The 7,005-nt window shown below is 68.9% G+C and carries 5 protein-coding genes and 1 pseudogene; 4 read left to right on the top strand and 2 right to left on the bottom strand.

What is annotated here, in order from left to right; genetic code table 11:
* Positions 1-653 (top strand): annotated as a pseudogene (locus OFY01_RS13945) (hypothetical protein); the annotation flags it as partial.
* Positions 654-657: 4 nt separating this feature from the next.
* Here the strand turns inward: OFY01_RS13945 and OFY01_RS13940 are convergent.
* Positions 658-1,152 carry a DUF3592 domain-containing protein gene (locus tag OFY01_RS13940; RefSeq protein ID WP_266599749.1) on the bottom strand — a complete coding sequence of 165 codons (495 nt, stop codon included), beginning with the start codon at positions 1,150-1,152 and terminating at the stop codon, positions 658-660.
* A 139-nt stretch (positions 1,153-1,291) separates the two neighbouring features.
* Positions 1,292-4,009: an aconitate hydratase AcnA gene (gene acnA / locus OFY01_RS13935; RefSeq protein WP_323135509.1), complete on the bottom strand. Its 2,718-nt coding sequence runs from the start codon at positions 4,007-4,009 to the stop codon at positions 1,292-1,294.
* 276 nt (positions 4,010-4,285) lie between these two features.
* Here acnA and OFY01_RS13930 point away from each other — a divergent pair, with 276 nt between their 5' ends.
* The 3 genes from OFY01_RS13930 to OFY01_RS13920 all read left to right on the top strand — a co-directional run.
* Positions 4,286-5,131, top strand: coding sequence for an MBL fold metallo-hydrolase (locus OFY01_RS13930; protein WP_266599745.1), 846 nt, complete (start codon positions 4,286-4,288; stop codon positions 5,129-5,131).
* Positions 5,132-5,140: 9 nt separating this feature from the next.
* Positions 5,141-6,670: a helix-turn-helix domain-containing protein gene (locus OFY01_RS13925; RefSeq protein ID WP_266599743.1), complete on the top strand. Its 1,530-nt coding sequence runs from the start codon at positions 5,141-5,143 to the stop codon at positions 6,668-6,670.
* 57 nt (positions 6,671-6,727) lie between these two features.
* Positions 6,728-7,005 (top strand): LysR family transcriptional regulator (locus OFY01_RS13920; RefSeq protein WP_266599741.1); only part of this gene is annotated, 278 nt, incomplete at its 3' end.

The following is a 7,005-nucleotide window of genomic DNA, read 5'->3' as shown; positions in this document are numbered from 1 at the left end:
CCGACATGGACACCGGCGGCCAGGACTACGTCTCCGCCTACTACCTCTCCAAATGGGGCAACGACCAGGCCAAGGACGACTCCGGCACCACCATCCCCACCTGCTCCTGGGACGGCGGAACCGGCACGAGCGGCACCACGACCACGAAGTACTGGGTGGACACGTACGCGTCGGCACCTTCCCGCGACGGCAACGGTTCGCTCAACGCGGGCACGAACTACGTGTTCTGCAAGGAGTGGGGCACGAAGGTCGGCAACGACAGCACCTACAACCACTGGTGGATGTTCACCGACCTGGACACCGGCGGCCAGGGCTGGGTGTCGGCGTACTACCTGTCCAAGTGGGGCAACGACGAGGCCAAGGACAACTCCGGCCACACCCTTCCCAACTGCGGGGCGGACAGCAAGTACTGGGTGAAGACCTACGCGTCGGCGCCGGGCCGCGACCACGGCGGAACCCTCAACGCGGGCACGAACTACGTGTTCTGCAAGGTGTGGGGCACGAAGGTCGGCAACGACACCGCCTACAACCACTGGTGGCTCTACACCGACATGGACACCGGCGGCCGGGACTACGTCTCCGCCTACTACCTGTCCGGACAGGGCAACGACGAGGCGAAGGACATGTACGGAGGGTCGATACCCACGTGCTGACCTGCTAGCCGGCGCGCCCGTTCCTTCGGCGCCCGATCAGGATGCCCGTTCCGATTCCCCCGAAGACCAGGCCGATCCCGCCGAGGACCAGTGGGCCGAGCCACAGCGTCAGGAAGCTGTTGATCTTCGCGTCCTTGGGGGAATCGGCCTTGTACAGGACGTCGACCTGGTCCCCGAGGCCGTAGGACGGCGAGTTCGTGCCCGTCGAACTACGGAACTCGACCGGCTTGCCGCCGTCCGGGGTGAACCTGACCACCGGGTACACCATGGTCTTGTTGTAGCTGTGCTGCTTGCTGCCGGTGCCGCGGGTCTCGCGCGTGGTGACGCTGTCGTTGCTGATCACCGTGCCCTTGGCATGCTTCGCGCTCGTCACGTACGAGATCGAGCTCCCCGTCAGGACCAGCCCGACGACCAGGCACACCGACCCGATCGCGAGGAAGATCCACTGGATCCACCAGAGGACGCCTCGCCCGCCCGTCCGCCCCTTCACGCCCTTCACGGCCATTCCTCTCCCCGGCTCTCGAAGTCCCAGGTTCTCCACTCGGACCGGGTGGGACCGTACCCCACCCGTCTGAACACGTGCGAGGGCCGCACCCCGCCGGAGCGTGGTGCGGCCCTCCCCGCTGCTAGCGATCCGCCTACTTGCTGATCAGGCTGCGCAGCACGTACTGCAGGATGCCGCCGTTGCGGTAGTAGTCCGCCTCGCCGGGGGTGTCGATGCGGACGACCGCGTCGAACTGGACACCCGTGTCGGTGGTCACCTTGACCGTGGACGGGGTCGAGCCGTCGTTCAGGGCGGTGACGCCCGTGACGGAGAAGGTCTCCTCGCCGGTCAGGCCGAGGGACTCGGCCGAGGCGCCCTCCGGGAACTGGAGCGGCAGGACGCCCATGCCGATGAGGTTCGAGCGGTGGATGCGCTCGTACGACTCGGCGATGACGGCCTTGACGCCCAGGAGCGCGGTGCCCTTGGCCGCCCAGTCGCGGGACGAACCCGAGCCGTACTCCTTGCCCGCCAGGACGACCAGCGGGATGCCGGCGGCCTGGTAGTTCTGTGAGGCGTCGTAGATGAAGGAGACCGGGGCGCCGTCCTTCGTGAAGTCGCGGGTGTAGCCGCCCTCCGTGCCCGGCGCGATCTGGTTGCGCAGGCGGATGTTGGCGAACGTGCCGCGGATCATGACCTCGTGGTTGCCACGGCGAGAGCCGTAGCTGTTGAAGTCGCGGCGCTGCACGCCGTGCTCCGTGAGGTACTGGCCGGCCGGGGTGTCGGCCTTGATGGCACCGGCGGGCGAGATGTGGTCGGTGGTGACCGAGTCGCCGAGCTTGGCCAGGACGCGGGCGCCCGCGATGTCCTCGACGGGGGCGGGCTCCATGCCCATGCCCTCGAAGTACGGGGGCTTGCGGACGTAGGTCGACTCGCCGTCCCACTCGAAGGTGTTGCCGGTGGGGATGGACAGGGCCTGCCACTGGGCGTCGCCCGCGAAGACGTCCTCGTAGGACTTGGCGAACATGTCCTCGCCGATGGCGTTGGCGACGACGTCGTTGACCTCGGCCTCCGACGGCCAGATGTCGGCCAGGTAGACCGGCTTGCCGTCCTGGTCGGTGCCGAGCGCGTCCTTGGTGATGTCGACCTTCATCGAACCCGCGAGGGCGTACGCGACGACCAGCGGCGGGGACGCCAGGTAGTTCATCTTGACGTCGGGGTTGATGCGGCCCTCGAAGTTCCGGTTGCCGGAGAGGACCGAGGTGACGGCGAGGTCGTGGTCGTTGACGGCCTTGGAGACCTCCTCGGGCAGCGGGCCCGAGTTGCCGATGCAGGTGGTGCAGCCGTAGCCGACGAGGTTGAAGCCGACCTTGTCGAGGTACGGGGTCAGGCCCGCCTTGTCGAAGTAGTCGGTGACGACCTTCGAACCGGGCGCGAGGGTGGTCTTGACCCAGGGCTTGCGGGTCAGCCCCTTCTCGACGGCCTTCTTCGCGACGAGGGCCGCGGCCACCATCACGTACGGGTTCGAGGTGTTGGTGCAGGAGGTGATCGCGGCGACGGTGACGGCGCCGTGGTCGATCTCGTACGTCGAGCCGTCGGGGGCGGTCACCGTGACCGGCTTCGACGGGCCGCCGTCGGGGTGGTTGGCCGGGGCGTCGGAGGCCGGGAAGGACTCCTTGCCCGCCTCGTCGGTGTCGTCGACGTAGTTGCGCACGTCGAGGGCGAACTGCTGCGCGGCGTTGGCCAGGACGATGCGGTCCTGCGGGCGCTTGGGGCCGGCGATGGACGGGACGACCGTGGAGAGGTCGAGCTCCAGCTTCTCGGAGAAGTCCGGCTCGGCGGCCGGGTCGAGCCAGAGGCCCTGCTCCTTGGCGTACGCCTCGACGAGCGCGACCTGCTTCTCGTCGCGGCCGGTCAGGCGCAGGTACTTGAGGGTCTCGTCGTCGACCGGGAAGATCGCGGCGGTGGAGCCGAACTCCGGCGACATGTTGCCGATGGTGGCACGGTTGGCGAGCGACGTCGCGGCGACACCCTCACCGTAGAACTCGACGAACTTGCCGACGACGCCGTGCTTGCGGAGCATCTCGGTGATCGTGAGGACCAGGTCGGTGGCGGTGGTGCCCGGGTTGAGCTTGCCGGTCAGCTTGAAGCCGACGACGCGCGGGATGAGCATGGAGACCGGCTGGCCGAGCATGGCGGCCTCGGCCTCGATGCCGCCGACGCCCCAGCCCAGGACACCCAGGCCGTTGACCATCGTGGTGTGCGAGTCGGTGCCGACCAGGGTGTCGGGGTATGCCTTGCCGTCACGGACCATGACGACGCGGGCCAGCTTCTCGATGTTGACCTGGTGGACGATGCCGGTGCCCGGCGGGACGACCTTGAAGTCGTCGAACGCGGTCTGACCCCAGCGCAGGAACTGGTAACGCTCGCGGTTGCGGCCGTACTCCAGGTCGACGTTCTGCTTGAACGCGTCGCTGGTGCCGAACTTGTCGGCGATGACCGAGTGGTCGATGACCATCTCGGCCGGGGAAAGCGGGTTGATCTTCGCCGGGTCGCCGCCGAGGTCCGCGACGGCCTCACGCATGGTGGCGAGGTCCACGATGCACGGGACGCCGGTGAAGTCCTGCATGATCACGCGGGCCGGCGTGAACTGGATCTCGCGCGAGGGCTGGGCCTGGGAGTCCCAGTTGCCGAGGGCGCGAATGTGGTCGGCGGTGATGTTCGCGCCGTCCTCGGTGCGGAGGAGGTTCTCCAGAAGAACCTTGAGGCTGTAGGGAAGGCGCGCGGAGCCCTCGACCTTGTCCAGCCTGAAGATCTCGTACGACTCGTCGCCCACGCGCAGCGTGCTGCGGGCGTCGAAGCTGTTCGCCGACACGACAGTCTCCTTCATATATGTGCGCGTTCCACCGCATCCTGCCGTCACGTCGGGTCGCCGATCCGCTAAGGTAAGGCTTATTTAGGTAACCCTTACCGTCGAGGTCGGCGGAGGCGTGCGGTCGCGGTGCGCCTCGGCAGATATCTCGATGTCGAGATAACTCTAGTACATCACCATGCCCGGGTTCCGGGTACCCACCCACGCCCGGGTACCCACCCATCGTCGTACGGCACCCCCCGTACGGCGACGCGACAGGCGGTCCGATAGCGTCCCGCAATGGCCAGTGACCTTCGTCTCACCGTCCTCGGCAGCGCCACCCCCTGTCCGGCGGCCGGAAACCCGTGCTCCGGCTATCTCGTCGAAGGGGGCGGGACACGCGTGTGGGCGGACGCCGGGAGCGGGACGCTCGGGGCTCTGCAGCGGTACGCGCGGCTCGACCAGGTCGACGCGATCTGGATCTCGCACCTGCACGCCGACCACACCGCCGACCTGCTCACCGCCTCCTACGGACTGCGGCACGCGGACATCGAACTCGCCGCGCCGATCCCCCTGTACGGCCCGCCGGGCATCGCCGACCGGCTCGCCGCCTTCCTCACCCACGGCGAGCGGCGCAGCCCGGTGGAGCAGGCGTTCGCGGTGCACGAGCTGCACGACGGGCACCAGGTGCGGGTGGGCGCGCTGGAACTGACCTCGCGTGAGGTGGCTCACGGCATGCCCGCGTTCGCGCTGCGGGTGAACCACGAGGGGCGCTCGCTCGTCTACTCGGGCGACAGCGCGCCCTGCGCCGCCCTGACCGAGCTGGCGGCGGCGTGCGGGACACTGCTGTGCGAGGCGGCCTGCGCCGATACGGCCGACGGGGCGGGTGTGCACCACTCCCCCGAGGACGCGGGCGACACGGCCACGGCGGCCGGGGCCCGGCGGCTCATCGTCACCCACGTGGGGCGCGCGGTGGAGCCGGTGGACGCGGTACGACGGGCCGCGACACGCTTCCCCGGGCCGGTGGCGTACGCCGCACCGGGAGCGGTGTTCCCGGTGGACGGCCACGAGCCGGGCCCTGACGCCTCGTCAACCTCTGTCACCCACATGGACCCCACGGAATGCGGCATCTCATATCTGAGATAGCCTGCGGTCATGGCAGACGATTACCTCGTACGCATCGGCAAGCTCATCCGTGACGCCCGTCAGCATCGGGGCTGGACACAGGCGCAGCTGGCCGAGGCTCTTGGCACCAGTCAGAGCGCCGTGAACCGCATCGAGCGCGGCAATCAAAACATCAGCCTTGAGATGATCGCCCGAATCGGTGAGGCCCTGGACAGCGAGATCGTCTCTCTGGGCTACGCCGGTCCGATGCACCTGCGGGTCGTCGGTGGCCGCCGCCTGTCAGGCGCGATCGACGTGAAGACGAGCAAGAACGCGTGCGTGGCGCTGCTGTGCGCGTCACTGCTCAACAAGGGCCGCACGGTCCTGCGCCGGGTGGCGCGCATCGAAGAGGTCTACCGCCTCCTGGAGGTCCTGAACTCCATCGGCGTGCGCACCCGCTGGATCAACGACGGGGTGGACCTGGAGATCGTTCCGCCCGCCGCGCTCGACATGGGTGCGATCGACGCGGAGGCGGCCCGCCGCACCCGCTCGATCATCATGTTCCTCGGCCCGCTGCTGCACCGCATGGACCGCTTCAAGCTGCCGTACGCGGGCGGCTGCGACCTCGGTACCCGTACCATCGAGCCGCACATGATCGCGCTGCGCCGGTTCGGCCTCGACATCACGGCGACCGAGGGCCTCTACCACGCGGAGGTCCAGCGGGACGTGGCGCCCGACCGTCCGATCGTCCTGACCGAGCGCGGCGACACGGTGACGGAGAACGCGCTGCTCGCGGCGGCCCGCCACGACGGCACGACCGTCATCCGCAACGCGTCCTCGAACTACATGGTCCAGGACCTGTGCTTCTTCCTGGAGGCGCTCGGCGTACGGGTGGAGGGCATCGGCACGACGACCCTCACGGTGCACGGCGTGCCGTACATCGACACCGACGTGGACTACTCGCCGTCCGAGGACCCGGTCGAGGCGATGAGCCTGCTGGCCGCCGCGGTGGTCACGGAGTCCGAACTGACCGTGCGGCGCGTGCCGATCGAGTTCCTGGAGATCGAGCTGGCGGTCCTGGAGGAGATGGGCCTCGACCACGACCGTACGGCCGAGTACTTCGCGGACAACGGCCGCACGCGCCTGATCGACCTGACGGTCCGCCCCTCCAAGCTGGAGGCGCCGATCGACAAGATCCACCCGATGCCGTTCCCGGGCCTGAACATCGACAACGTCCCGTTCTTCGCGGCGATCGCCGCGGCGGCCCAGGGCAAGACCCTCATCCACGACTGGGTCTACGACAACCGCGCCATCTACCTCACGGACCTCAACCGGCTCGGCGGCCGTCTGCAACTCCTCGACCCGCACCGCGTGCTGGTGGAGGGCCCGACCCGCTGGCGCGCCGCCGAGATGATGTGCCCGCCCGCGCTGCGCCCCGCGGTCGTCGTCCTGCTGGCGATGATGGCGGCGGAGGGCACGTCGGTGCTGCGCAACGTGTACGTCATCAACCGCGGTTACGAGGAGCTGGCGGAGCGGCTCAACTCCGTGGGCGCGCAGATCGAGACGTTTCGCGACATCTGATGGCCGCACCTCACCAAAGCCGCACCCCGCAGCATCCGTGACGTTAGCATCCGCGCCATGGAGCTGGAGCTTCGTCACCTGAAGGTGATGTGTGCCATCGCGGACGCCGCCGGGATCGGCCGGGCCGCCGCGGCCCTCGGCTACTCTCAGCCCGCGCTGAGCACCCAACTCCGGCGTATCGAGCGGCATTTCGGACAGCCGTTGTTCGTGCGGACCGCGTCGGGCGTGTCCCCCACACCGTACGGCGTGGGGGTGCTCGCCCAGGCCAGGGACGTCCTGGCCCGGGCGGGCGCCATCGGGCGCGGCGCCGACGCGGGGGACGGCGCGGCACCGCC

It is taken from the genome of Streptomyces beihaiensis, assembly GCF_026274175.1.
GTDB lineage: Bacteria > Actinomycetota > Actinomycetes > Streptomycetales > Streptomycetaceae > Streptomyces > Streptomyces beihaiensis.
This window is presented reverse-complemented; position numbering and strand designations above follow the sequence as displayed.